General features: G+C 73.2%; 19 protein-coding genes. 12 read left to right on the forward strand and 7 right to left on the reverse strand.

Annotation, left to right across the window (positions count from 1 at the left end; all coding sequences use genetic code 11):
- Positions 1-82 precede the first annotated feature (82 nt).
- Entirely contained in the window at positions 83-3,589 is a 3,507-nt protein-coding gene (locus tag AB0C33_RS12245; protein WP_358286486.1) for a S8 family serine peptidase, read from the reverse strand.
- 138 nt (positions 3,590-3,727) lie between these two features.
- Positions 3,728-5,167 (reverse strand): glycosyltransferase family 39 protein, encoded by a 1,440-nt coding sequence (locus AB0C33_RS12250; protein ID WP_358286488.1) that lies wholly within the window; start codon positions 5,165-5,167, stop codon positions 3,728-3,730.
- A gap of 239 nt (positions 5,168-5,406) precedes the next feature.
- Between AB0C33_RS12250 and AB0C33_RS12255 the strand changes: the two genes are divergently transcribed.
- The 4 genes from AB0C33_RS12255 (at position 5,407) to thyX (ending at position 12,603) form a co-directional block, all read left to right on the forward strand.
- Positions 5,407-7,533, forward strand: coding sequence for an anthranilate synthase component I (locus tag AB0C33_RS12255; RefSeq protein ID WP_358286490.1), 2,127 nt, complete (start codon positions 5,407-5,409; stop codon positions 7,531-7,533).
- Positions 7,534-7,625: 92 nt separating this feature from the next.
- Positions 7,626-8,771: an amidohydrolase family protein gene (locus AB0C33_RS12260; RefSeq protein ID WP_358286492.1), complete on the forward strand. Its 1,146-nt coding sequence runs from the start codon at positions 7,626-7,628 to the stop codon at positions 8,769-8,771.
- Positions 8,772-9,047: 276 nt separating this feature from the next.
- A complete protein-coding gene (locus AB0C33_RS12265) occupies positions 9,048-11,687 on the forward strand; it encodes a M4 family metallopeptidase (protein WP_358286494.1) in 2,640 nt (879 codons plus the stop codon).
- Between the two features lie 133 nt (positions 11,688-11,820).
- Positions 11,821-12,603 (forward strand): FAD-dependent thymidylate synthase, encoded by a 783-nt coding sequence (gene thyX / locus AB0C33_RS12270; RefSeq protein WP_352350875.1) that lies wholly within the window; start codon positions 11,821-11,823, stop codon positions 12,601-12,603.
- Between the two features lie 4 nt (positions 12,604-12,607).
- Here the strand turns inward: thyX and AB0C33_RS12275 are convergent, their stop codons facing one another.
- Positions 12,608-12,928: a hypothetical protein gene (locus AB0C33_RS12275; protein WP_352330107.1), complete on the reverse strand. Its 321-nt coding sequence runs from the start codon at positions 12,926-12,928 to the stop codon at positions 12,608-12,610.
- Positions 12,929-12,931: 3 nt separating this feature from the next.
- Complete coding sequence (locus tag AB0C33_RS12280) at positions 12,932-14,011, reverse strand: exo-alpha-sialidase (protein ID WP_358286496.1); 1,080 nt, start codon at positions 14,009-14,011, stop codon at positions 12,932-12,934.
- Between the two features lie 174 nt (positions 14,012-14,185).
- On the opposite strand from AB0C33_RS12280, the gene AB0C33_RS12285 reads away from it, so the two are divergent.
- Positions 14,186-14,995: a helix-turn-helix transcriptional regulator gene (locus AB0C33_RS12285; protein ID WP_358286498.1), complete on the forward strand. Its 810-nt coding sequence runs from the start codon at positions 14,186-14,188 to the stop codon at positions 14,993-14,995.
- Positions 14,996-15,017: 22 nt separating this feature from the next.
- Here the strand turns inward: AB0C33_RS12285 and AB0C33_RS12290 are convergent, their stop codons facing one another.
- Positions 15,018-16,136: a globin domain-containing protein gene (locus tag AB0C33_RS12290; RefSeq protein ID WP_358286500.1), complete on the reverse strand. Its 1,119-nt coding sequence runs from the start codon at positions 16,134-16,136 to the stop codon at positions 15,018-15,020.
- Positions 16,137-16,485: 349 nt separating this feature from the next.
- Between AB0C33_RS12290 and AB0C33_RS12295 the strand changes: the two genes are divergently transcribed.
- Genes AB0C33_RS12295 through AB0C33_RS12310 form a run of 4 tightly spaced genes read left to right on the forward strand, consistent with a single transcriptional unit; the run spans position 16,486 to position 19,468 of the window.
- Positions 16,486-17,172, forward strand: coding sequence for a gamma-glutamyl-gamma-aminobutyrate hydrolase family protein (locus tag AB0C33_RS12295; protein ID WP_358286502.1), 687 nt, complete (start codon positions 16,486-16,488; stop codon positions 17,170-17,172).
- Positions 17,173-17,181: 9 nt separating this feature from the next.
- On the forward strand, positions 17,182-18,096 hold the full coding sequence (locus AB0C33_RS12300; RefSeq protein WP_358286504.1) for an alpha/beta hydrolase: 915 nt from the start codon (positions 17,182-17,184) through the stop codon (positions 18,094-18,096).
- Positions 18,093-18,872 (forward strand): enoyl-CoA hydratase/isomerase family protein, encoded by a 780-nt coding sequence (locus AB0C33_RS12305; RefSeq protein ID WP_358286506.1) that lies wholly within the window; start codon positions 18,093-18,095, stop codon positions 18,870-18,872. The genes AB0C33_RS12300 and AB0C33_RS12305 overlap by 4 nt, the downstream gene beginning before the upstream one ends.
- A gap of 44 nt (positions 18,873-18,916) precedes the next feature.
- The gene (locus tag AB0C33_RS12310; protein ID WP_358286508.1) at positions 18,917-19,468 is read left to right on the forward strand and encodes a hemerythrin domain-containing protein; all 552 of its coding nucleotides are present in this window, start codon (positions 18,917-18,919) and stop codon (positions 19,466-19,468) included.
- Between the two features lie 6 nt (positions 19,469-19,474).
- Here AB0C33_RS12310 and AB0C33_RS12315 read toward each other — a convergent pair whose 3' ends face one another.
- The gene (locus tag AB0C33_RS12315; protein WP_358286510.1) at positions 19,475-20,656 is read right to left on the reverse strand and encodes an acyl-CoA dehydrogenase family protein; all 1,182 of its coding nucleotides are present in this window, start codon (positions 20,654-20,656) and stop codon (positions 19,475-19,477) included.
- 26 nt (positions 20,657-20,682) lie between these two features.
- A complete protein-coding gene (locus tag AB0C33_RS12320) occupies positions 20,683-21,273 on the reverse strand; it encodes an SAM-dependent methyltransferase (RefSeq protein WP_358286512.1) in 591 nt (196 codons plus the stop codon).
- A 128-nt stretch (positions 21,274-21,401) separates the two neighbouring features.
- Here AB0C33_RS12320 and AB0C33_RS12325 point away from each other — a divergent pair, with 128 nt between their 5' ends.
- From AB0C33_RS12325 to AB0C33_RS12335, 3 genes are all read left to right on the forward strand, one after another.
- On the forward strand, positions 21,402-22,994 hold the full coding sequence (locus AB0C33_RS12325; RefSeq protein WP_358286514.1) for a histidine kinase: 1,593 nt from the start codon (positions 21,402-21,404) through the stop codon (positions 22,992-22,994).
- Positions 22,991-23,689, forward strand: coding sequence for a response regulator transcription factor (locus AB0C33_RS12330; protein WP_358286516.1), 699 nt, complete (start codon positions 22,991-22,993; stop codon positions 23,687-23,689). The genes AB0C33_RS12325 and AB0C33_RS12330 overlap by 4 nt, the downstream gene beginning before the upstream one ends.
- Before the next feature lie 62 nt (positions 23,690-23,751).
- Positions 23,752-24,171 (forward strand): hypothetical protein, encoded by a 420-nt coding sequence (locus tag AB0C33_RS12335; RefSeq protein ID WP_358286518.1) that lies wholly within the window; start codon positions 23,752-23,754, stop codon positions 24,169-24,171.
- Positions 24,172-24,177: the final 6 nt, after the last annotated feature.

Genomic DNA, 24,177 nt, shown 5'->3' on the forward strand with positions numbered 1-24,177 from the left:
CCCGGCCCGCCGCCGATCCCCGCCGCCGATCCCGGCCCGGCCCGGGGTCCCGCCGCACCAGGAACGGCGGGACCCCGGGCGGTCAGGGCAGCGCCTTGTCCGGGCGCTCGGAGACGCGCACGCCGTTGACCAGCGTGGCCCCCTGCCGGGCGGCGAAGCGCACGTTGAGCTGACCGTCGGTCACCTTCACCGTGTACTGCCTGGCCACCGCCGTGTACGTGCCCGCCTCCAGCGCCAGGTCCAGTGCCGGGATCGCGAGCTGGCCCTCGACGAGCACGTCGAAGACCCGTTTGCCCATCTGCGTGCTCTTCACCTCGGCGAAGTCCAGCTCCACCGTGTACGTCCCGGCGGGCACGCCGTCGAACCGGTACTCCAGCATGCCCTCCCTGGCCGTCCGGAACAGCGCCTGGTCGGCGGTGCCCGCGATGGTCCTGGACGTGCTCGCCGTCTTGGTCGAGGTCGCCACGTAGCCGTACCCGCCCTGGGCCCAGCGGCGGTCGGGCGCCCAGGCGTCGCCGTCGGCGTCGGTCAGCGCCTTCGTCCCGCCGGCGTCGACGGCCACCTGGAACTTGGGCACCACCACGGTCACCTTGATCTCGATGGCCGGCTGCCGCCCGCTGGCCGACTTGACGACCAGCTTGCCGGTGCGCATCCCGCCGGGCGTCACCCCGGCGGCGGAGAGCGTCACCCGCAGCGTCGCCTTCTGGCCCTTGGCCAGCTCGCCCGCCTGCGGCGTGACCGACGCCCAGTCGGCGTCACTGGTCACCGTGTAGGCGGTGGGGGAGCCCAGGTTCGTCAGCTCCAGCGTGCGCGTCCTGGTCGCCCCGGCGGGCATGACCGCGGTCAGCTCGGCGGCCGAGGCGCTCACCCGGCCGGTGACCAGGGCGGTGTCGATCCTGGTCAGCGTGCCGGGCGCGACCGTGACCGGCTTGGTGAAGGTGCCGTAGTTCTCCTTGGCCACCACCACGTCGTGGTCGCCCGCCGGGACCTGCCCGAAGAACGACCCGTCCGCGCCGGTCGTGAACGAGGCCACGTCGCCCAGCTTCACCGACGCCCCGGCCAGCGGCTCGCCGTCGTTGGCGTCGGTGACCACGCCGGTCACCAGGCCGTGCCGGCTCGCGGTGAACGTCACGCCGCGGCCGGTGGCCAGCGCGGCCTCCTCGTAGGAGTAGAGCAGCGCGTCCGTGCCGGCCGCGTTCTCGATGCCGACGGTGGCGCTGGAGCCCTGGTCGCGCTCGCTCTCGACGTCCTTGTACCGGAAGGAGATCGAGCCGTCCTCGCCCAGCAGCGCCGCGAACGACACCCGCTCGCCGGTCCCGCTGTAGAAGGTGACGTTGCGCCACTCCACGACGTACTGGCGGTGCGGGGCCGTGCCTGCCACGCCGGTGTAGACGCCCGCCTCGGCGTCCACCTTCAGGTCGTCCCAGTACGGGTAGACCGCGTTGTTCGGCGTGCCCGTGCCCGGCAGGCGGCTGTTGCTGCCCGTGGTGACCCGGTCGGCGGCGAAGGTGACGAACCCGTTCGTGCTGATCCACGCCCTGGACTGCCCGGTTCCGTAGAACGGGACCGCGAACGGCAGCGTCACCTGCACGGCCTCGTCGTCGCCGGTCAGCGCCAGCTTCTCGGTCCCGGCGACGTACGGCTGCGCCGCCGCCCGGCAGGTGTAGCCGAAGCCGTCGCCGCGCAGCGGCAGCTCCACGTCCCTGACCGTGCTCCCGTCGTCCCCGTCCACGGTGACCTGCGCGCTCGCGCCGCTGGAGCAGCGCGAGACCGGGGTGACCGTCAGCGTGTACGTCCCGCGCGGCAGCGTCATCGTGTACCGGCCGGAGGCGTCGGTGATCGCGCTCACCGGCGTGCCGCCGGCGGCCACGGTCGCGCCCGGCTCGGGCACGCCGGCCGTGCTGACCGTGCCCGACAGCGTGCCGGACGGCTGCCGGACGAGCGTCACGTCGCCGGTCGTGACCTGCTCGGCGGTCACCGTGGCGGTGGCGGTCCCGCGGTCGTAGCCGAACTTCTCCGCCGTCAGCGCGTACTCGCCGGGCAGCAGGCGCGGGATCGTGTACGTGCCGTCCTGCCCGGTGACGACCGCGCGGGCCAGCGGCCCGGTCACCTTGACCGTCACGCCCGGCACCGGCTCGCCCGCCGCCGTGACCGTGCCGCGCAGCTCGCCCAGCCCCTCGTCCGGCGCGGCCTGGACGGCGGCGTAGGCGTCCAGCCGGCCCTCGCCCCAGACGTTGTTGTCGCCCGCGGTGCCGCCGCAGCTCGTGTCGGCCACGTCGATCGCCGTGCGGTCCAGCAGCGGCCGGGTCGCGGCCACGTCGCCCTGCAGCCGGGGCGCGGCCGACCAGATCAGCGCCACCGTGGCGGCCACGTGCGGCGAGGCCATCGAGGTGCCGGTGTAGGAGTCGTAGTCGTCGTCCGGGACCGAGGAGCGCACGTTCACCGCGGGGGCCGCGATGTTCGGCTTGATCTCGCCGTCCTGGCCCTCGCCCTTGCTCGACCTGCTGTACAGCACGTTGTTGACGTCGAAGCCGCCCGCGCTGTAGCTGATCGCGTACTGGCCGGGCGAGCCGCTGGTGCGGCAGGCCGGGCCCTCGTTGCCGTTGGCGAAGGCGGGGAAGATGCCCGCCGCCACCCACGCCTGGACGGTCTCGACGTACCAGGGGTCGAACCCGTTGCCGCCCCAGGAGTTGTTGACGATGTCCGGCGCGAGGTCGGGACGCGGGTTGCGGCCGTTCAGGTCGGTCGGGGCCAGCACCCACTGGCCGGCGGCCAGCAGCGAGGCGTCCGTGCAGGTGTTGACCTCGCATCCCTTGGCGGCGATCCAGCGCACGCCGGGCGCCACGCCGATGCCGTTCGCGCCCGCCATCGTGCCCATGACGTGCGTGCCGTGGCCGTTGTTGTCGCACGGCGCCGCCGACGGGCAGATGCGCGCCGGGTCGAACCAGTTGTAGTCGTGGGTGTAGGAGCCGTCGGGGTTCCTGCCCCGGTAGCTCGCGGCCAGGTCGGGGTGGTCGTACTGGACGCCGGAGTCGATGGAGGCGACCACGATGCCCTCGCCCCGGTCGCCCAGCTCGCTCCACACCCGCGGGGCGCCGATCCGGTCGACGTTCCACTCGACCGCGCCGGCCCTGGGCTCGGCCCGGCCGGTCACGGGCTTGGGCAGCGCGACGACGGTGACCGGGTCGATCCGGTCCACCTCGGGCAGCTCGCTGATCGCCGACGCCAGCTTGGCGTCCGCGGTCACCCGTACGGCGTCGACGATCCAGTACGAGGTGTAGTCGGCCTTCTGGGCGTCCAGCAGCTTGACCAGCCCGGCCTGCGAGGTCTTGGCCCGCTCGGTCTTGGCCTGGTAGACCAGCTGCGTCCTGGCCCGTTTGGTGGCGGCCCGGCGGGCGGCGCCGAGGTCGGCGGTGCCCTTCATCCGGACCCAGAAGGTGGCCTTGCCGTCCTTGTCCAGCTCGGCCTGGACGGTCTGGGAGATCTTGCCGGGATCGGGCGCCGCGTGCGCCGGGGCCTGGGGGACGGCCAGGGCGGCGGCGGTGACGATCCCGGTCAGGATCGCACGCCAGGTGAGGGTGTTGCGCACGTGCTCTCCTTCACGACGTTCACGACGGTGAGGAAGAGGTGATCTTTCCGCCTCTGTCGAGAAGGGTGAAGAGATCCTGTCGGGAAAGCAAGGGCGCTGATCCTAACAAGCTCGGATAAGTCCCGAAATGTAATGTGGTCAGCTGAAATGTCGCCACATCGGCCAGGTGGCGGACCACGGCCGGACGGGATCCCGGCAGAGCCACACCGGCAGGCCCTGCTCCTCGTTGTCGACGTCCACGCCGTTGTCCACGAGGGCCTTCTGCTCGCAGGAGCCGAACAGCGCGCGGGCCCGGCCGCCCGCGTTCACCAGGATCGCCACGGTCGCGTCGTCCGGCGGCGGGCCGTACGCCCAGAGCTGGTTGTGGCCGGAGTACACCCGGGTCAGGCCCGCCCGGTCGAGGGCGCCGTACTCGCCGTAGTTGCCCGTCACGACCACCGCGCGGGCCCGCTCGTCCGGCGGCAGCGCCCGCAGCACGCCGCCGACGGCCGCGGCGAAGCGCGGCCAGCCGACCGACTCGCGGGCCACCTCGTTGATCGCCGGCACCGGCGTGGCGGCCAGCGCGCCGACCGGCACGAGCGGCAGCGCGAGCACCGCGCAGGCCGCCGCGTTGACCACGAGGAACGCCCACGCCGCGCGCACCCGCCCGGCCCGCGCCCGCGACACGCTCACGCACCCGGCCGCGAACAACGCCACGATCAGCCCCGCGGTGTAGTCGAACCGCCCGCCGCTGACCAGCGTCAGCACCGCCGTCACCGGATAGGCCACCGCCACCGCCCGCACCCGCCGGTCGCGCCACAGCCGGACGAACCCCAGCGCCGCGACCACCGAGACCACCGGCCCGAACAGCGTGAGCTGCATCGGCACGAACATCACCCGCATCTCGGCGCCCTTGTCGGCGCTGAGCGCGGCGGCCATCGACAGCTGCGGCCAGCCGTGCGTGGCCTGGTAGACCAGGTTCGGCGCGGCCAGCGCGGCGGCCACCAGCGCGCCGCCCCACAACCACGGGCTGCCCAGCGCCCGCCGCGGCCCGGCGATCAGCAGGCCCGCCGCCAGGCCCAGCACCAGCAGCGCGATGAGGTGCTTGTTGTAGGTGGCCAGCCCGATCACCGCGCCCGCCGCGAGCCACCAGCGCGGCTGCTCGCGCAGCAGCGCCCGGAGCGCGAACAGGATCGCCGCCGTCCACAGCGGCAGGTCGAAGCTGACCGTCAGCAGCGTGTGCGCCGCGATCAGCGTGTACGCCCCGGTCGCCGCGCCCACGGCGGCCATCGTCTGGGCGAGCCGGTCGCCGCCCAGCTCCCGCGCCACCAGCGCCACCAGCACGACCACGGCCGCCGCGGCCAGCGCGGGGAACACCCGCAGCGCCGTCACCGTGTCGCCGAACAGCCCGAGCGCCGCCTTGCCCAGCATGGGCGTCAGCGGGGGCTGGTCGACGTACCCCCAGGCCGGGTGGCCGGCCAGGACCCGGAAGTACAGCTCGTCGCGGTGGTAGCCGTACCAGGGGCTCAGTGCGAGGGCCACGCCGGCGGTCAGGACCGCGGTCACCGTCACCGGACGCCACGCCCAGGGCCGTTCCATGGACGTCGAGGCTAGATCCATTGCCCGCCCTTTGTCACTGCCTGAGCGGGTGTCGCGTTGCGCGATCTTGGTCCGGCGGTTAACCTGGGGGGCATGCGAAATCGCCCTCAGATCCAGTGGTGGCGCCGCTCCTAGGCGGCGCGTTTTCGCATTCCTCTCAAAGGACGGCCGCCCCGGATGGCGGCCTTTCTCGTGTCCGCCCCCGGGGCCTCATGATGTGACGTGGTAAGGGGCAGCAAGTGGAGACCAGCGGATATACCACCGCCGGGGGCGTCGGCGTCGAGCGCGAGGCACGCGACGTGTCGGAAGAGGCGCTCGAAGAGATCGTGACCGCGCTCGGCGAACGGCGCGGCGGCGCCTTCTCGTCGGGCATGGACTACCCGGGCCGCTACAGCCGATGGGCCTTCGGCTACGTCGACCCCTGCCTGGAGCTGGTCGCCAAGGGGCGGGTCATCTCGGCGACCGCGCTCAACGAGCGCGGCAGGGTCGTGCTGCCCGCCGTGGCCTCCTGCCTGCTCGCCGCGGGCAAGCCGGTCAGCGAGCCGACGCCCGACCGCGTCGAGGTGCACGTCCCGGAGTCCGAAGACCTGCTGCCGGAGGAGATGCGCAGCCGCCGGCCCACCGTGTTCACCGCGATCCGCGAGGTCATCGCCGCCTTCGCGGGCGACGACCCCCACCTCGGCCTCTACGGCTCCTTCGGCTACGACCTGGCCTTCCAGTTCGAGCCCATCCGGCAGGAGCTGGCCCGTCCCGACGACCAGCGCGACCTGGTGCTCCACCTGCCCGACCGGATCGTCGTCATCGACCGCCAGCGCGAGACCAGCGTCGAGTACCGCTACGAGTTCACCGTCGACGGCGCCACCACCCGCGGCCTGGAGCGCACCGGCAGCTCCGTCCCGCAGGTGGTCCCCGGCGAGCTGCCGAAGGACCCGGTGCGCGGCGAGTACGCCAAGGTCGTGGCCGCCGCCAAGGAGCGGTTCAAGCGCGGCGACCTGTTCGAGGTCGTGCCCGGCCAGGTCTTCCACGCCGTCTGCACCGACCCGTCGGCCTTCTACCGCGGCCTGCGCCACAGCAACCCGGCGCCGTACGAGTTCATCATCAGCCTCGGCGACGGCGAGCACCTCGTGGGCGCCTCGCCCGAGATGTACGTCCGGGTCAACGGCGACCGCGTCGAGACCTGCCCCATCTCCGGCACCATCGCCCGCGGCAGCAACCCGGTCGAGGACGCCGAGGCCATCCGCACCCTCCTGAGCAGCGTCAAGGAGGAGTCGGAGCTGACCATGTGCACCGACGTCGACCGCAACGACAAGTCGCGCATCTGCGTCCCCGGCACGGTCAAGGTCATCGGCCGCCGCCAGATCGAGCTCTACTCGCGCCTGATCCACACCGTCGACCACATCGAGGGCCGCCTGCGTCCCGAGTTCGACGCCCTCGACGCCTTCCTCACCCACATGTGGGCCGTCACCGTCACCGGCGCCCCCAAGACGTGGGCCATGCAGTTCATCGAGGACCACGAGGCCACCACCCGCCGCTGGTACGGCGGCGCCATCGGCTTCATCGGCTTCGACGGCTCCATGAACACCGGCCTGACCCTGCGCACCGCCCAGATCAAGAACGGCGTGGCCACCGTCCGGGCCGGGGCGACCCTGCTGTTCGACTCCGACCCCGAGGCCGAGGAGCGCGAGACCGAGCTCAAGGCCAGCGCCCTGCTCGGCGCCCTGGCCTCGGTCAACCAGCCCGACGCCGTCCCGCCCGCCGTGGTCAGGGAGCAGCCGGGGGCCGGCATGAAGGTGCTGCTCGTCGACCACGAGGACTCCTTCGTCAACACGCTGGCCGACTACTTCCGCCAGGAGGGGGCCGACGTGGTGACGCTGCGCCACGGCTTCCCGGCCCACACCATCGACGACGTCGCGCCCGACCTGGTCGTGCTCTCGCCCGGCCCCGGCTGGCCGTCCGACTTCGGCATGGCGGCGCTCATCGACGAGATCTACGCCCGCGACCTGCCCGTCTTCGGCGTGTGCCTGGGCCTGCAGGCCATGGTCGAGCACGCCGGCGGCTCGCTGGAGCTGCTCGACTACCCCGAGCACGGCAAGCGCGGCCAGGTCAGCCGCCTGGGCGACAGCGCGCTGCTGGAGGGGCTGCCCGAGGAGTTCACCGCGGCCCGCTACCACTCGCTGCACGCCAAGCGGCCCGGCGTGGTCGGCTTCACCCCGACCGCGCTCACGCCCGACGGCAACGTCATGGCCATCGAGGACGTCGAGCGGCGGCGCTTCGCCGTGCAGTTCCACCCCGAGTCGATCCTCACCCAGGAGGGCGGCGCGGGCGCGAAGATCATCGCGAACGTGCTGCGCCTCACCCGGCGCTGACCCGGGCCGGTTTCGTCTGGGAAGGGGCAGGGTGTTCCTGTCGTAGGGCAAAACGTCCGCGGGGGCGTGCGGGGCTCCCCTAGAGTCTCCGCATGCTCCCCGTAGCCCTGCCCGACACGGTGCGTGACGCGCTGCTCGCCCCGCTCGTCGACCACCACTGTCACGGGGTTCGCCGGGACGACCTGACCCGGGCCCAGTTCGAGCCGCTGATCAACGCCGGCGGCGCGCCGGCCCCGCCCGGCACCACGCATTTCGACTCGCCGGTCGGCATGAGCCTGCGCCGCTGGTGCGCCCCGCTGCTCGGCCTGGAGCCGCACGCGCCCCCGGCCGTCTACCTAGCCCGGCGGGCCGAGCTGGGCGCGGGCGAGGTCAACCGGCGCCTGCTGGCCGGGGCGGGGGTGGTGGCGTTCCTGGTGGACACCGGGGACGAGGACATCGACCTGCTGTCGGCGGCCGAGATGGGCCGCCACGGCGGAGCCGCCGCCGACGAGATCGTCCGGATCGAGCAGATCGAGCAGGACGTCGCCGAGTCGGCGCAGCTCGCCGTCGACTACCTCGACGGCCTGGCCGACGAGCTGTCGGCCAGGGCCGCCAGGGCTGTCGGCCTCAAGACGGTCATCGCGGGCCGCTGCGGGCTCGACTTCGACCCGGCCAGGCCGAGCACCGGCTCGGTCATCGCCGGCGCCAACCGCCGGCTGGCCGACCCCAAACGGCCGCTGACCGACCCGGTGCTGCTGCGCCACCTGCTGTGGAGCGCGATCGACGTGGCCCGCGAGCGGGGCCTGCCGGTGCAGTTCCAGGCCGGGTTCGGCGGGCGCGGCCCCGACCTGCACCGTACGGACCCGGCCAGGCTCAGCGCCCTCATGGACGCGTTGCAGCCCCTCGGCGTGCCGGTCATCCTGCTCCACTGCTACCCCTACCACCGCACCGCCGCCTACCTGGCGGGCGTCTACCCGCACGTCTACGTCGACGTCGGCCCGGCCCTGCCGCACACCGCCGCCGCCTCGGCCCGCGTCATGGACGAGCTGCTGGAGCTGGCGCCGTTCCACAAGCAGCTGTTCAGCTCCGGCTGCCGGGGCGTGGCCGAGACCGGCTACCTCGGCGCCCTGTACCACCGGCAGGCGCTGGGCGCGGCCCTGCTGGCCAGGCTGGAGGCGGGGGAGTGGAGCCCGGCCGACGCGGCCAGGATCGCCCACATGATCGGCTCGGGCAACGCCCGCCGGGTGTACCGCCTCTGACGCCCGCCCGCGCCGGTGGCGGCTCAGGGCAACGCCCGCTGGTGGCGCCCGCTGGCGGCGCCTGCGGGCCGCCCGGCGGGCACCCGTTGGCGGCGGCGGTGCGCGCCGGTGGCGGCGGTGCGCGTTGTCGCAGTAACGGAATGCCATTAATTCACGACATTTCCCTCACTAATCGGAAATTTACATTTCCGGTAATCAAATTGTGATTTGTCTATTTGTCAATATTGCTGTGATGATCGTGGACGCCAGAACCCCTACGCCACACCTGGAGGTGTCGTGTCCTGGCGTCCCTTCGTCCTCACGGCCGCAGCCCTGTCACTCGCGCTGGCCGTTCCCGGTGCCGCGGCGGCCGACGACCCGCCGCAGCCGCAGGTGGAGTCCCGGGCCGGCACCCGGGCCCCCGCCGAGGTGAGCGGGCTGGCCGAGCCCGCCGCCGCAGCGGACCCCGTCGCCGCGGCCAAGGCCCACCTGGCCGACCCGCGCTACCACCTCGACCCCGCCGACCTGGTACCGCTGCGCACGGTCGTGAACGGCCAGGACGAGACCGTCAGGTTCGCCCAGCGGTACCGGAACCTGCCCGTCTTCGGCGCCCAGTACCTGGTCCGCTTCCGCAAGGACGGCGCGAAGCGCGAGGTCACCGGCGCCGGCGGCCGCTTCCTCACCGAGCTCGACGTGAACACCACGCCCACGGTCACCCCCGCGCTGGCGGCCCGGCTGGCCCGCGCCCGGCTCGTCCGGGACGACCAGGTCCGCGCCACGGTCAAGGCCACGCCCGGTGAGCTCGTCGTGCTGCCGCGCGGCAAGGGCGTGCTGGCCTGGCACGTCACCCTGACCGGCGCGGACGCGGCCAGGAAGCGGCCCGTCCTGCTGGACGCCTACGTGGACGCCCACTCCGGCCGGCCGCTGTTCGCCCTGGACCGGCTGCGCATGGAGGGCCCGGCGACCGGCAGCGGGCAGACCGCGCACGGCAGGACCGTCCCGCTCAACGTCTACCAGCGGGCCGACGGCGCGTACGAGCTGCGCGACCGCGCCCGCCCGATGTGGAACGGCACCACCGGCGAGATCCTCACCTACGACGCCGCCGGCGCCGACGTGCAGCAGTTCCTCGAACCCGGCGTGCCGGCCGGCACCGAGCTCGCCAAGTCGCCCACGCCCGCCTTCGGCCCCGAGCACACCGAGAGCGGCGCCGTGGACGCCCAGTGGGGCGCGGGCAAGGTCTACGAGTACTACAAGGGGCTCGGCCGCGACGGGCTCGACGGCAAGGGCGGCACGATGTACTCGGTCGTCAACGTCACCTACTACGGCAGCCCGTTCGAGAACGCCTTCTGGGACGGCACCAAGATGGTCTACGGCGGCGGCGGCGCCGACCTGCACTCCTTCGCCGCCAGCCTCGACGTCGTCGGCCACGAGATGACCCACGGCGTCATCACCCACAGCGCCGACCTGGTCTACCAGGGCCAGTCGGGCGCGATGAACGAGGGCCTGGCCGACTACTTCGGCAACGCCATCCAGACCGGCGCGCTCGGCATCCCGATGAGCGACCCCGACGCCAGCCTGCTCGGCGAGGACCTGTGCAAGAGCCTGCCGCCCGCCCAGTGCGCCACCCGCGACCTCGACGACGACCGCAACGCCGCCAAGGACTACCTCGGCGTCACCACCGCGATCGACGCCGGCGGCGTGCACCTCAACTCCACGATCTTCTCCGGCGCCCTGTGGGACGTCAGGGAGCAGCTCGGCGCCGGCTTCGACAAGGTCGTCTACAAGGCGCTGACCGAGTACATGACCCCGCTCGACGACTTCGCCGACGGCCGCCGCGCCGTCGAGTCGGCCGCCCGCGCCGCCGGGCTGTCGGGGCGCGACCGGCTGGCGGTCGCGGCGGCCTTCGAGCGGCACGGCATCAGGCCCGGCTGGGAGGGGCTGATCCGCACCGACAGCCGCGTCGTCCTGGACGGCCTCACCGACTCCCTCGACCCGCCCGCCCTGGCCGGTGACCGGTACGCCGTCACCGACAGCACCCCCGACGCGAACGGCCCCACCGTCATCAGGACCGGACGCGTGAGCGGCGGCCCCGCGACCACCGTCTCCGACGACGGCCGCTGGGACTGGACGCCGGCCACCGACGGCAGGCGCGCGGTGTGGGTCGCCCTCGACCCCGAGTCGGGCCGCTTCCAGGTCCGCTCCCGGCCGCTCGACGCCTCGGCGCCGTCCACCGTCCTGCACGAGACCACCGGCTACGTCTACGCCGCCGCGGTCTCGGGCGACGCCGTGGCCTGGTCCGGCGAGGACCCCGCGACCGGCGAGGTCGAGCTGTGGCTCAAGCGCGGGAACGCCGCCCCGGTCAACCTCACCGCCGACAAGGGCGTGGCCGGGTACATGCCCTCGGTCACCGGCGGCCGGCTGGTCTACGTGCGGGTGAGCTTCGTCTCCGGCGGCAGCCACAGCACGCCCGTCGTGCACGACCTGGCGACCGGCAAGGAGGTCGTGGTGCCCGAGGTGCCGCCGACCGGCGCGATCCCGTCGCTGTCGATCCGCCCGGCGCTGACCGCCGGGCACGTCGTCTGGCTCTACGACGCCGACCGCGACGGCCGGATGGGCGTCATGCGGGCCGCCCTGGACGGCACCGGCCAGACGCCGGTCGTGCCGGACGGGCCGCAGGCGCCGTACGCCACCTGGCTCGACGCGAGCGAGTCGCGGGTGACCGTCGGCGTGCAGCCGGACGGGACCACGCTGGAGAACGCGAACCTGACCAAGATCTACCAGGTTCCGGTCACCGGCGGGGCCCTTGAGCGCTACTCCTGCAACCGCGGGGAGCAGGCGCTGTTCGCCGCCGGCGCGGCGGGTCGCGTCCTGTGGCTGGACGGGACCGCCGGCGACACCGACCTGGTGACCCGCGACAGGCCCGCGCACCGCTGCTGACCTGGCAAGGGCGTCCGCCCGGCGCCCGCCGTGCCTCCGGAGGGGGACGGCGGGCGCCGAGTCGCGCGCAGCCCCGCGAGCTGGTTTGCTTGAGCCCGTCACAAACCACAGAACCCGAGCGGGGGGCTCCCTTATGCGCAGTGTCGAACCCGAGGTCTTCATCGTCGCCCGTCCTGAGCTTGACTACGACGAGCTCGCCCGATACCTGGGCGAGGTCGGCGGCGAGAGCTGGCTGGAGCGGCTCGACCGCGGCGACCTCGACGCCCAGAACCTCGCCGAGTTCGCCGGCCGCCTCTGCTACCGCTCCTTCGAGCCGGGCCTCAACCCCAACGTGGTGCGCATCAGGGAGAACCAGGACGACTACCTGCGCAACATCCTGGCCAGCGCGCACGGCTCGGTCCTCGAACACGTCAGCTTCAGTTTCGTGCTGCACAACGTCAGCCGCGTCCTGACGCACGAGCTGGTACGCCACCGGCCCGGCGTGGCCATCTCCCAGGAGTCGCTGCGCTTCGTCCGGCTCGACGAGCTGCCGTTCTGGTTCCCCGAGTGGGCCCAGCAGGACCCCGAGCTGATGAAGCGGGCCACGGCCGTGCTGGAGCAGCTGGAGCAGTTCCAGCTCTGGATGGCCGGGCACTTCGGGCTCGACGAGGAGGGCGTGCCGTTCTCGGAGAAGAAGCACCGCACGTCGTTCATGCGCCGCTTCGCCCCCGAGGGCCTGGCCACCGGCCTGGTCTGGACGGCCAACGTGCGCACGCTGCGGCACACGATCGAGGCCCGCACCGCCGTCGGCGCGGAGGAGGAGATCCGCCTGCTCTTCCAGCGCATCGGCGAGCTCATGCGCAAGGAGGCGCCCGCCCTGTTCGGCGACTACGTCGTCGAGGACGGGGCCTGGGTGCCGGGCTGGCGCAAGGTCTGAGGCGTCAGGCGAGCGCGGGCAGCACGTAGACCTCGGCGCCCGGCGGCAGGGCGCAGTCCAGGCCGCCGAGCCCGCGGGCGTTCTCCCCGCACACGATCATGCTGATGTGCCGGCGGATGCGGCCGTAGTCGTCGCGCAGCCGCTCCTCCAGCAGCGGATGGGTGCGCCGCAGCATGTCGAGCGCCGAGCCGAGCGTGGGCGGGGAGTCGCGGTCGGCGCCGACCGCGAACACCTTCACCTCGGTGCGCCCGCTCACCCACCGCCGCAGCGAGCTGGGCAGCACGAACACGACCATCGTCACGGGCTTGGTGAATGACCTGGCCATCGGTCAGAGCACCGCCGCGCGCACGCTCAGCACGTCGGGCAGGTGGCGGGCGACCTGCGACCAGCTCTCGCCGTCGTCGCGCGAGCAGTAGACCTCGCCGTCGCGGGTGCCGAAGAACAGCCCGGCGGGGGAGGCGGTCATCGCGTCGCGCAGCACGGTGGCGTGCACGGGCCCCTCGGGCAGGCCCTCGCCCAGCTCCTGCCAGGTGGCGCCGGCGTCCTGGCTGCGGCAGACCCGGTAGCGGTGGCCGACCGGGGTGCGGTCGACGTCGGCCGTCAGCGGCAGCACGAAGATCGTGTCGGGGCGGGTGGGGTGGACCACGATGGGGAAGCCGAAGTCGGAGGGCAGCGCGGAGCCGATGTCGTGCCAGCTGCCGCCGAAGTCGTCGCTGCGGTAGACGCCGAAGTGGTGCTGGAGATAGAGCCGGTCGGGCCGGGCGGGGTCGCGGCAGACCTTGTGCACGCACTGCCCGAACTCGGGATACTGCTGCCCTTCGGGCAGGAACGGCGCCCGGATGCCCTGGTTGGCGGCCTCCCACGACATGCCGCCGTCGCGGGTGCGGTAGAAGCCGGCCGCCGAGACCGCGATGCCCATGACCTCGGGGTCGGTGGGATGGGGGACGATCGTGTGCAGGCACAGCCCGCCGCCGCCCGGCTGCCACCGCGGCCGGTGGGGATGGTCCCACAGGCCCTCGACCAGCCGGTAGGTCACGCCGTTGTCCTCCGAGCGGAACAGCGCGGCCGGCTCCACGCCGGCCCACACCACGCCCGGCTCCGACGGCGAGGGCGTGAGCTGCCACACCCGGGCCAGCGTCGCGTCGGTCTTGTCGGGGAAGGCGATGGGCGGCTGGGGCGCCTCGCCCCAGGACTCGCCGAGATCATCGGAGTACATCACGGACGGGCCGAAATGGCCGTACTCGATGCCGGCCAGCAACCGGGGGGTGCCTCCCCGGGTGTCGACGGCCACCGAGGGCACCGCGACCGTGGAGAACCGGATCGGCTCGATCTCGAACGGGCCGCCGCCCGCCGAACGGGCGAGGAACAGGCCCTTGCGGGTGCCGATCGCGAGGACTGCGTCACTCATAGCATCGCTCCCATGTTCGCTTGCCGCCATCGTGCCACGCGCGCGGCGGCGGTGCCGAGGACTGGGAGATTTGCCGCACGCCTGCCGACCGGCCGCCGGCGGACGGCCGGGACGGCGCGGGCATTACCCGACAGGTAATCGTGATACTTCCCTCTCCCCGCTAGATTTCCTGACATGGGAGCAGTAGCGATACAAGAAGAGACTTTTGGTGATTTGTTGCGGTCGTGGCGGCAGCGGCGCCGGGTGAGCCAGCTCGACCTGGCCATCGAGGCCGACGTCTCCTCCCGGCACGTCAGCTTCCTGGAGACCGGCCGCGCCCGGCCCAGCCGCGAGATGGTGATGCGGCTGGCCGAGGAGCTCGACGTGCCGCTGCGCCACCGCAACCGGCTGCTGGTCGCCGCCGGGTTCGCGCCGGTCTTCCCCGAGCGCGAGGTGCGCGCCCCGGAGATGGCCGTCGTCCGCCAGGCGCTGGACAAGATCCTGGCCGGGCACGAGCCGTACCCGGCGCTGGTCGTGGACGCGGCGTGGAACCTGGTGGCGGCCAACTCGGCGGCCGCCATGTTCATGGCCGGCGTGCCCGCCGAGCTGCTGGCCGAGCCGGTCAACGTGATGCGGCTGTCGCTGCACCCCGACGCGATGGGCGGCAGGCTGCTGAACCTGGCCGAGGTCCGCGCGTACCTGCTGCACCAGCTCCGCAGGCAGGCCGAGGCGTCGGCCGACGGCCGCCTGGCCGAGCTGCACGACGAGCTGGCCGCCTACACCTACCCCGGCGTCAACCTCAACGTGGCCCACGTGCCGGGACCGGGCGACATCCTGCTGCCGCTGCGCATCGCCGACGGCGACCGCGTGTTGTCGATGTTCACCACCATCGCCACCTTCGGCACGCCGATGGACGTGACCGTCTCGGAGCTGGCCATCGAGACGTTCTGGCCGGCCGACGAGGAGACCGCCGCCGCCTTCCGCCGCGACCCGGCGGCCTCCTGACGACCACCGTGGACGTTCAGTCCTAGCGTTCACCGGGGACGACGTCGCGGTGGATGCGCGCCAGTGGCACGCCATCGGCCTGCAGGCGGCGCACGGTGCCGTCCACCATGCCGCCCGGGCCGCAGACGTACACGTCGTGCTCGCGCCAGGAGTGGAAGCGCCCGGTCACCTCCGGCAGGTGGCCGCGCATCCCGGCGTAGGACGGGTCGCCGGAGACCACCGGCAGCACCTGCAGCCACGGGAAGGACGCCTGCATCGCCAGCAGGTCGGGCAGGTCGTACAGCTCGTCGGCGGTGCGCACGCCGTGCAGCAGGTGGATCCGCGGCCGGCGGCCCGAGGCGATGACGTGCTCGACGATCGCCTTCAGCGGGGCCAGCCCCGTGCCGCCGGCCACGCACAGCAGGTCGCGGGCGCTGTGCTCGCACGGCGTCATCGTGCCCATCGGCGGCCCGAGCATGACCGTGTCGCCGATCCTGGTGTGCCTGGTCAGCGCCGTGGACACCCAGCCGCCCGGCACCGAGCGCACGTGCAGCGTGACCGTGTCGTCCGGGCGCGGCGCGTTGGCGATGGAGAACGTGCGCCACACCCGCGGCCAGCGCGCGGTCTGGACGGTGACGTACTGGCCCGCCGTGTACGGCAGCCGCTGCGCGGGCCGCAGCGTGATCACCGCGATGTCGGGACGGCGCAGCTCGTGGTCGACGACCTCGGCCGGCCACCAGGCCGGCGAGACGCCCGCCTGCGACTCGGCCGACTCGATCATCAGGTTGGCCGCCGCCGTGTACGCCGACACCCACGCCGCCTCGATCTCGTCGTTCCACACCTCGGCGGCGAAGCGCCGGATCGTGGCCAGCAGGGCGGTGCCGACGGCCGTGTAGTGCTCGGCGAGCACCCCGTACTTGCGATGGTCCCTGCCGAGCTGGCCGAGGTAGGCGGCCAGGCCGTCCGGGCTGTCCAGGCTCCACACGATCCGGGTCAGCGCGCCGAACAGCCGGTCGCGCTGGACGTCCATCGCGGGCGGGAACATCCCCCGCAGGTGCGGGCTCGCGGCGAACAGCCGTCCGTAGAAGTACGCGGTCGCCTTGTCGGCCACGGGCTCGACGAGTGAGAAGCTCTCCTTCACCAGTCGCGGATTCAACGACATGCACTCAACCCCACCCCATTGGACCGGAAAATCGATTCCGGCCGCGTCGGCCACCTCCTGACGGCTCCGGGTCGTGAACGCGCTGCGTGCCCCGGCACATCCGGCGCGCTCGGAAATGAGTCTTACACCACCTCTGATGCGTCACAACCGATTCACCCCAATTGCGATATGGGCTTTTCCGGCGGAGAAAATGAATAAAAGTGATTTTCGTCTTTCGGATTCCGGTGTTTCCCGCCGGGCGGCGGGGGCGTAGCATCCCGCCATGGCGGTCCTCCACCCCGGCCCGGCGAGGCCCGGCTGACCGCCGGGACGGCCTCCCGCCTGCCCTGACCCGCCCCTGGAGATCCGCATGTCCCGACCGCTCATCGGCATCACCGCCTACCTGGAGGCCGCCCGCTGGGGCGACTGGGTGCGCGAGGCCGTGCTGTCACCGCCGTCCTACGCCAAGGCGGTCGAGCGGGCCGGCGGCGCGCCGGTGCTGCTGCCGCCGCTCGACCCCCATGTCGCCGGCGACCACGTCGGCGGCCTGTCCGGCGTCCTGCTGGCCGGCGGCGCCGGCCTCGGCGCCGCGGCCTACGGCGGCGAGCACGACGAGCGCGCGCCCGAGCCGCAGCCCCACCGCGACCGGTACGAGCTGGCCCTGGCCGGGGCCGCCGTCCGGGCCGGCCTGCCGATCCTGGCCATCGCCCGCGGCCTGCACGTCCTCAACGTCGCCCAGGGCGGCACGCTGATCCCGTGGCTGCCCGAGGTGCTCGGCCACGAGCGGCACGGCGAGCCGGGCGCGGTGCACGACATCCAGGTGAGCGTGTCCAGCAGGCTCGGCAAGGCGGTCGGCGACCACGTCGAGGCGGTCGCGCCGCACCACCAGTCCGTGCGCCGCCTGGGCAGCGGCCTGCTCGCGGTGGCCTGGGCCGACGACCAGATCGTCGAGGGCGTCGAGCTCCAGGGCCACCGGTTCTGCGTCGGCGTCCAGTGGCATCCCGAACGCGGCGGGGACAATCGGCTCTTCGATGCGTTCGTCGAGGCGGCCCGCTAGGCTGCGCTCATGCCGCTGCACCCCCAGGCGCGGGACTACGTCGCCCTCTACCCGTCGGACCTCAACACCGACCTGGCCACGCTCGACCTGGCCACGATCCAGGAGATGCGCGCGCACGACGGCTTCGCGGCCCAGCGGGGGCCGCTGACCAAACTCCCGTTCGTCCGCGACGAGCTCGCCGGCGACGTGCCGATCCGCATCTACCGCGCCGACCCCGGCGACGGCCTGCTGCCCGTCGTGGTCTACTTCCACGGCGGCGGCTGGGTCTTCGGCAGCGTCAGGCGCAACGACGCGCTCGGCCGCGACCTGGCCCTGCGCACCGGCGCCGTGGTCGTCTCGGCCGACTACCGGCTGGCCCCTGAACACCCCTTCCCGGCCGCCGCCGACGACGCCTGGACCGTCGTGCGCGACGTCTTCGCCAGGCCCGCCTTCTACCAGAGCAACGGCAGCGTGGCCGTCGTCGGCGACAGCGCGGGCGGCAACCTGGCCGCCGTCGCCGCCTGGCGGGCCGCCGGGTCCGGCATCCGGCTGGCCCACCAGGCGCTGGTCTACCCGGTGCTCGACACGGCCATGGACACCCCGAGCTACCGCGCCTACGCCAAGGGCTTCGGGCTCGACGCCGCCGAGATGGCCTGGTTCGCCGAGCGCTACGCGCCCGGCGCCGACCCCGCCGACCCGCTGCTGAGCCCGCTACGCATCGACGACCTGACCGGCCTGCCGCCGGCCACCGTCCTCACCGCCGAGTGCGACGTGCTCAGGGACGAGGGCGAACACTACGCCCGCCGCCTGGCCGAGGCCGGCGTGCCGGTGGAGGCGCGCAGGTTCGACGGCGCGATCCACGGCTTCTTCGGCCTGCCCGGCCTGTTCGACCAGGCGGCCGAGGCCAGGCAGTACATCGCCGACCGCCTGCGGGAGCACCTGTGACCTACACCAAGCTCAAGCTCGACACCCCGGCCGAGGGCGTGCTGCGCGTCACGATCAGCGAGCCCGGCAGGCTCAACGCCGTCGACATGACCGGCCACCGCGAGCTGAGCGAGATCTGGCGCGAGGCCGACCGCGACGACTCCGTCCGGGCGATCGTGGTCAGGGGCGAGGGCACGGCGTTCTCGGCCGGCGGCGACCTGTCGATGATCGAGGAGATGACCCGCGACCACGCCACCAGGATGCGCGTGTTCGCCGAGGCCCGCGACATCGTCTACAACGTGCTCAACTGCTCCAAGCCCATCGTCTCGGCCGTCCAGGGCCCGGCCGTGGGCGCCGGGCTCGCGGTGGCGCTGCTGGCCGACGTCTCGGTCGCCGGCCGCACCGCGCGCATCATCGACGGCCACACCCGGCTCGGCGTCGCCGCCGGCGACCACGCCGCGATCATCTGGCCGCTGCTGTGCGGCATGGCCAAGGCCAAGTACCACCTGCTGCTGTGCGAGCCCGTCACCGGCGAGCAGGCCGAGCGCATGGGCCTGGTCAGCCTGTGCGTCGACGACGACCAGGTGCACGACAAGGCGATGGAGATCGCGGTCCGGCTCGCCCAGGGCTCCCAGGAGGCGATCCGGCTGACCAAATACTCGCTCAACAACTGGCTGCGCCTGGCCGGCCCGTCCTTCGACGCCTCGCTGGCGATGGAGTTCCTCGGCTTCACCGGCCCCGACGTGGTCGAGGGCGTGCGCGCGGTGCGCGAGAAGCGGCCACCCTCCTTCGGCTGAGCCGGGCGCGTGTGCTTGTCCGGGCCCGGGGTAGGCGCATTTTCATGACGGACAACGATGTGGTCGACCTGTTGGTGCGCCAGCACGAGCAGATCAAGAGCCAGTTCACGGAGGTCGAGAACGCTGCCCCCGAGGACAAAGCAGCGGCTTTCCAGAGGCTGGTGCGCCTGCTGGCCGTCCACGAGACAGCAGAGGAGGAGATCGTCCACCCGTACGCGCGCCGCCACGTCGACGACGGCGACGACCTGGTGGACGAGCGACTGGCCGAGGAGAACGCGGCCAAGGACATGCTCACCCAGATGGAGCGGGCGGGCGTCGACGACCCGCAGTTCGCGGCCAACCTGGCCACGCTGCGCAAGGCCGTCGTCGAGCACGCCGAGGCCGAGGAACGCGAGGAGTTCCCCCGGCTGAGGCAGGCCGCCGGTGAGAAGGAGCTGCACGCGATGGCGATCGGCGTCAAGGCCGCCGAGGCGCTCGCGCCCACGCACCCGCACGCCGGCGTCGAGACCGCGCCGAAGAACCTGCTGGCGGGCCCGCCCGCCGCGATCATGGACAGGGCCCGTGACGTGATCCGCAAGGCGACGGGCAGGGCCTGAGGGCCGTCAGAAACTCCGGGGCAACCCGAGCACCTGTGTCGCGAGGTAGTTGAGCAGAAGCTCCTCCGTCACGGGTGCCACCCTTCCGATACGGGCGTCGGCCAGCAGCCTGGCCACCGGGTACTCCAGCGAGTACGCCATGCCGCCGTGCGTCTGGAACGCGGCGTCGGCCGCCTCCCACGCGGCCTGGGAGGCGGTCAGCTTGGCGACGTTGGCCTCGGTGCCGCACGGCAGCCGCCGGTCGAAGGACCAGGCAGCCTTGTAGAGCATCAGCCGCGCCAGCTCGATCTTGGCCTTGACCTGCGCCAGCGGGAACGCGATGGCCTGGTTGGCGCCGATCGGACGGCCGAACACCTCGCGCTCCTTGGCGTAGCCGACCGCCACCCGCAGCGCCACCTCGGCGCCGCCCAGCGCGGAGGCGGCCAGCAGCACCCGCTCGGGGTTGAGGATGTCCCACAGCACGGCCGCGCCGCCGTCCACCTCGCCGACCACGCTCGTGGCGGGCACCCGCAGGTCGTCGACGAACACCATGTTGGACGGCGTGGTGTTGGCGCCCATCTTGGGGATCGGCCGGAAGGACAGCTGCCCGGCGGCGACCGCCTCGGGCACGTTCACCAGGAACACGGTCAGCCCATGGGTGCGCGGCCTGGCCTCGGCCGCCGGGACCGTCCTGGTCACCAGCAGCATCCAGGTGGCGCGCTGCACGCCGGTGATCCAGATCTTCTGGCCGTTGAGCACGTAGTCGCCGCCGTCGCGGCGGGCCGAGGTGGTGATCGCCAGCGAGTTGGAGCCGGCGTCCGGCTCGGTCAGGGCGAAGCACGTCTCGACCTCGCCCGTGGCCAGCCGGGGCAGCAGCTCCGCCCGCTGCTCGGCGGTGCCGTGCCGGGCCAGGGTGAGCGCGCCGAAGCCGGGGGTGAGCACGTACGTGAAGGCCGAGCCGCCCGCCGCGCCCGAGCTCGCCAGCGTCTCGGTGGCCACCGCCAGCTCCAGCAGCCCCTGCCCGCCCCCGCCGTACTCCTCCGGCACGGCCAGGCCCAGCCAGCCGCCCTTGGCCAGGTCGGCCCAGACCTCCTCCGGCCAGCGCTTGTCGCTCTCGCACCGCTGCCAGTAGTCGAGGTCGTAGCGGGCGCAGATCTCGGCGACGCCGCGCTGGACGGCCTGGGCGCTCTCGGGAAGGGTGAAATCCATCACGCCATCGTAGAAGTTCGTTCTGTTCAGGGTCGAGGTCTGCGGGCGTGGAAGACGAAGGCCGGCGGCGTGTTGCGCCACACCGTGCGTCCGGGCACGACCTCCTCGAACCGCTCGGCCAGCAGCGCCCGGAACCGCCGGGCCGAGCTGAGCGGGATGGCGTGGATGTAGGAGAAGGTGGTGAAGGCCGCGCCGGGGCTCATCACCGACGTCACCGCGTCCAGCAGCTCGTGCTGCAGCCCCGTGGGGAAGGCCGCCCACGGCAGGCCGCTCACCACGACGTCGGCGTGGCTCAGCCCGCGCCCGGCCAGCAGCTCGCCCAGGCGCGCCGCGTCCGCGTGGGCCACGTCCACGGCGGGGAAGCGCGCCGCGAGCAGCACCGCGAGCCGCTCGTTCACCTCGACGGCCAGGTGGTGGCCGCGCCCGGCCAGCCGCTGCTGGATCTCCGCCGTGAACGGGCCCGTGCCCGGCCCGAGCTCCACCACGGTCGGCTCGCCGCGCTCCGGGACCGGCGCGCAGACGGCCGCCGCCAACCGGCGCGAACTCGGGGCGACGGCGCCGATCACGGCGGGGGCGCGCAGGAACTGGCCGAGGAACATCGCGGTGTCGTTGGACATGGCCCCGAACGTATCGGGAAGATCACCCGCTGCGCTCCCTCCTCTGGACGAACCTGCGGCCAGTAGGAGGAGACGGGGTCCTCCGCGCGGAGGATCAGGTATCGGCCGAGGGTGGATAGCGTGAGGCCATGCGTTGGCGTGGTGTGCCGCTCGATGTCCTGCTCGCGGCATCAGGCGTGGGGCTGGATCTGTTGACGACGGCCCACGCGGGCGACACCGCGTACCTGCCGGCGGCGATGAACATCCCCATGGCCCTCCTGGTGGGCCTGCCCATGGGGCTCGTACGGCGGTGGCCACTGGCCGTCACCCTCTACCTGGCCGTCTTCCTCGTGCTCAGCGACCAGCTCGGCTCCTACACCTCCAACACCGCGCAGATCCTCATCTGCGTCGCGCTCGGCGTGGTCGGCTTCCGCGTCCCGTGGCGGCCCGCCATGGCCGGTGTGGGCGCCACCGTCCTGGCCACGGCGGTCAACATCGCCGACCCCGGCATCGCGATGACCGGCAACACCTGGATGTACTCGGTGCTGCTGCCCGTCTTCCCCACCGTGCTCGGGGCCTACCTGCGCAGCTCGGCCGAGCGGCTGGAGGAGCGCGACGTCACGCCCGACGCGCTGCTGGCCGCCGGCGGCGTGGCCATCACCGTGCTCAGCACCTGGACCTCCTGGCACAGCGGCGCCCTGCCCGTGTGGGTGATCGGCCTGCTGGCCGTGGTCGGCGGGCTGTCGCTCGGCGTCGCCCGGCGCCTGCCCGGCCTGGTCCTGCTGCTGCAGGGCGTGCTGCTGATCGCCGCCGACACCTATCTCAACGACGCCGTCAACACCTGCCTGATCCTCACGCTCATCGCGATCGGCGTGTTCTCCATGCGCGTCGCCTCCTGGGCCTGGACGGGGGCCGCGTACCTCACCGGCTGCCTGCTGACCGCCATCGCCGTCGTCGGCGACGGCACCGAGATCACCCCGCTCCGCGTCGGCGTGCTGATGACGCTGGTGGCCACGCCCATCGCGATCGGCCGCTACCTCGGCATGCGGCAGGCCGCCGCCGCCGCCGAACGCCTGCGCGCCGAGGAGTCGGCCCGGCTCGCGGTCGCCCAGGTGCGCGCCGACCAGCTCGCCGAGCGCGAGCGCATCGCCCGCGACGTGCACGACATCGTGGCCCACCACGTCGGCGCCATGGTGCTGCGCGCCAGCGCCGCCCGCTACACCGCGCCCGACGGGCCGGTCGCCGACGCGCTGTCCGACATCCGCGAGACCGGCCACCAGGTGCTGCAGGACCTGCGCGACCTGCTCGACCTGCTGCGCGACCCCGACCGCGGCCCCGACCTGCTGGCCAACCCGGCCGACGTGGTCCGCGAGTCCGCCGAACGCATGGCCGCCGCCGGCCTCGTCGTCGACCTCGACCTCGATCCGGCCAGCGACCGCGCCCCGCTCATCGCCCGCGCCTCCGCCGCGCGCATCGTCCAGGAAGGTCTCACCAACGTGCTCAAACACGCCGGACCCGGCACCCGGGTCCGCGTCACCGTGGCCCCCGCGCAGGAAGGGTTGTCCATCGAGATCCGCAACGGCCGCCCGCCCACCGTCATCGAGCGGCTGCCCTCCTCCGGCCGCGGCCTGGCCGGCATGCGCGAACGGGTGCGCGCCCTCGGGGGCACCCTCAGCGCCGGCCCGGACGGCGACGGCGGCTGGCTGCTGCTGGCCAGCCTGCCCGCCAGGAGCGCCGCGTGATCCGCGTCCTGGTGGCCGACGACCAGGCGCTGGTCCGCGCGGGCGTGCGCATGTTGCTGCAGGCCGCGGGGGACATGGAGGTCGTCGGCGAGGCCGAGGACGGCGCCGAGGCCGTCCGCCTGGCCGAACGCCACGTGCCCGACGTCATCCTGATGGACCTGCGCATGCCCCGCGTCGACGGCCTGGAGGCGACCCGGCGGGTGCTGGCGGCCCGCCCGGCGGCCCGCGTGGTCGTGCTCACCACCTTCGCCGAGGACGCCGACGTGCACGCCGCCCTGCGCGCCGGCGCCGTCGGCTTCCTGGTCAAGGACGACGAGCCGGAACGCATGGTCGACGCCGTGCGCAGGGCCGCCGCGGGGGAGCAGCTGCTGGCCCCCTCGGTGCTGCGCCGGGTCGTGGAACGGTTCCTGGCTGCCGAGGAGCAGGCCGCCGTGCCGCCGCCGTCCGGGCTGACCGAGCGGGAGCTGGAGGTGCTCGCCCTGGTCGGCACCGGCCTGTCCAACGCCGAGATCGCCGAGGAGCTGCACGTCGGCGTCACCACCGTCAAGACGCACATCGCCGCCGCCATGGACAAGCTCGGCCTGCGCAACCGCATCCAGGCCGCCGTGGTCGCCCACCGTTCCGGTCTCGTGGACGCCGCCTTCCGCCCGGTCCGTCCGCCACGTGGGGGACCGGGAGGTCATCCCGCAGGCTGACGACCGCATGAGGCCGTCCTCGACACGATGTGGGTCCTTCGTTCGCAGAAAGGATCCACATCATGGGGGAGACACAGGTCATGCCGCGTCCCGGCACGACCCGGCAGGTGTCGGCCGGGCTGCTCTACAGTCTGCGCGTCGCCATCATCGCCCAGGCGGCCGCGCTGCTGGTGGCCGCCTCGTTCGCCGGGCAGGCCGTGTCGGCGGGCGGCGGCCCGGTGGCCGAGACGCACGTCATGGCGGGCATGGTCGTCCACCTGGTGGCGCTCGTGCAGATCGTGCTGGCGATCCTGGTCTGGCGGCCAGGACGCGGCGCCGGCTGGCCGGTGTGGGCCAGCGTCGCGCTGTTCGTCGTGGGCGGGCTCCAGCACGTCACCTGGCTCTGGCTGGGCGCCCACCTGCCCAACGGGGTGCTGCTGTTCGGCCTCATCGGCGCGCTGCTGGTCTGGTCGTGGTCGCCGTCGGCCGCGCGGCGCCGCTAAGGTCTG

Origin of the sequence: Nonomuraea sp. NPDC048881 (genome assembly GCF_040649795.1) — a bacterium.
Taxonomy (GTDB): domain Bacteria; phylum Actinomycetota; class Actinomycetes; order Streptosporangiales; family Streptosporangiaceae; genus Nonomuraea.

What these genes read in the sequence shown, in the direction of transcription:
- AB0C33_RS12250 (WP_358286488.1), bottom strand. Translation starts at nt 5,167, where the DNA reads ATGGAACGGCCCTGGGCGTGGCGTCCGGTGACGGTGACCGCGGTCCTG.
- AB0C33_RS12260 (WP_358286492.1), top strand. Translation starts at nt 7,626, where the DNA reads ATGCTCCCCGTAGCCCTGCCCGACACGGTGCGTGACGCGCTGCTCGCC.
- thyX (WP_352350875.1), top strand. Translation starts at nt 11,821, where the DNA reads ATGCGCAGTGTCGAACCCGAGGTCTTCATCGTCGCCCGTCCTGAGCTT.
- AB0C33_RS12275 (WP_352330107.1), bottom strand. Translation starts at nt 12,928, where the DNA reads ATGGCCAGGTCATTCACCAAGCCCGTGACGATGGTCGTGTTCGTGCTG.
- AB0C33_RS12280 (WP_358286496.1), bottom strand. Translation starts at nt 14,011, where the DNA reads ATGAGTGACGCAGTCCTCGCGATCGGCACCCGCAAGGGCCTGTTCCTC.
- AB0C33_RS12285 (WP_358286498.1), top strand. Translation starts at nt 14,186, where the DNA reads ATGGGAGCAGTAGCGATACAAGAAGAGACTTTTGGTGATTTGTTGCGG.
- AB0C33_RS12290 (WP_358286500.1), bottom strand. Translation starts at nt 16,136, where the DNA reads ATGTCGTTGAATCCGCGACTGGTGAAGGAGAGCTTCTCACTCGTCGAG.
- AB0C33_RS12295 (WP_358286502.1), top strand. Translation starts at nt 16,486, where the DNA reads ATGTCCCGACCGCTCATCGGCATCACCGCCTACCTGGAGGCCGCCCGC.
- AB0C33_RS12300 (WP_358286504.1), top strand. Translation starts at nt 17,182, where the DNA reads ATGCCGCTGCACCCCCAGGCGCGGGACTACGTCGCCCTCTACCCGTCG.
- AB0C33_RS12310 (WP_358286508.1), top strand. Translation starts at nt 18,917, where the DNA reads ATGACGGACAACGATGTGGTCGACCTGTTGGTGCGCCAGCACGAGCAG.
- AB0C33_RS12315 (WP_358286510.1), bottom strand. Translation starts at nt 20,656, where the DNA reads ATGGATTTCACCCTTCCCGAGAGCGCCCAGGCCGTCCAGCGCGGCGTC.
- AB0C33_RS12320 (WP_358286512.1), bottom strand. Translation starts at nt 21,273, where the DNA reads ATGTCCAACGACACCGCGATGTTCCTCGGCCAGTTCCTGCGCGCCCCC.
- AB0C33_RS12325 (WP_358286514.1), top strand. Translation starts at nt 21,402, where the DNA reads ATGCGTTGGCGTGGTGTGCCGCTCGATGTCCTGCTCGCGGCATCAGGC.
- AB0C33_RS12335 (WP_358286518.1), top strand. Translation starts at nt 23,752, where the DNA reads ATGGGGGAGACACAGGTCATGCCGCGTCCCGGCACGACCCGGCAGGTG.